The following is a 924-nucleotide window of genomic DNA, read 5'->3' as shown; positions in this document are numbered from 1 at the left end:
TCATCTGCCATACCTCTCGCTACAGCGTCATCGGCTAAGAACGTTCCGCCCTGACCAAAATCGGCAAGAACTGTGTCTCGCGTTACATCTCGAAATTCTGCAACGTCATCGATAAATATGTCTGCTAATCCATCTATGTGTTTTTGTAACTCAGCGCGACCATCGTCCTGTGTTGGATCCAGGCGTTTATTTGGTGATTGTGATGAAACAACTTCGTAATCAGTTAAACCGGCGTCGGTGCGAGCTTTGCTATCATCAGTCCAAGCTGCGACAACACCGATGCTGCCAAGGGTGGCTGTTTTATCTGCATAAATGTGACTGGTTGCTGACGCTATCCAATAGGCTGCTGAACACGCCATTCCGTGCACGTACGCAACAATAGGTTTGATTAAACAGGCTTCATCTAAATAATTAGCAAATTCATGTATTCCAGTGACCTCACCGCCTGGTGAGTCAATCCGCAAAATAATAGCTTTTATTGAATCGTCATAAAGAGCCTTATCTAACTCAATTTCTAGCTCATTAATTGCTACAGCATCACAGATTTCAGTAAACATATTCGCACGAGTGAATATAGAACCGATCACGTCAATAACAGCAATATCAGTATTATCATTAGAATCAATGACTGATAATTTCTGTTCTGATTTAATTGCTGCAACAAGCTGAGGATCTGAGTAACTACGATTTGCAATTGAGATGATTTTACTTAGAGCTGTGGGCATAATCGCCCACGGTGTGTTGCTTATAAAAGACAGCACACGATGACAGAGTTGTTTTTTATTTTTCACGTTTCATTATCATCCTCATTATTATTTTGTTGTTCTCGTCCTAATTGAGCGATCGGCTGAAATGTAGATGTATTCAAACTAACATTTAACTTACGCATCAAGGCTTCTTCGCGGGCTTTTTCTTTTATCACGC

Annotated in this window: 1 protein-coding gene; it reads right to left on the bottom strand. The window is 41.1% G+C overall.

Annotated elements, in window-relative coordinates; genetic code table 11:
* The coding region (locus A9G07_RS11730) for a S49 family peptidase (RefSeq protein WP_141677519.1) at positions 1-791 on the bottom strand (791 nt) is incomplete at its 3' end.
* Between the last annotated feature and the right edge of the window lie 133 nt (positions 792-924).

Source organism: Gilliamella sp. wkB72, assembly GCF_001693745.1.
Taxonomy (GTDB): Bacteria; Pseudomonadota; Gammaproteobacteria; order Enterobacterales; family Orbaceae; genus Gilliamella; species Gilliamella apicola_E.
Note: the sequence above shows the minus strand (reverse complement) of the source record. Positions and strands in the feature narration are given on the sequence as shown.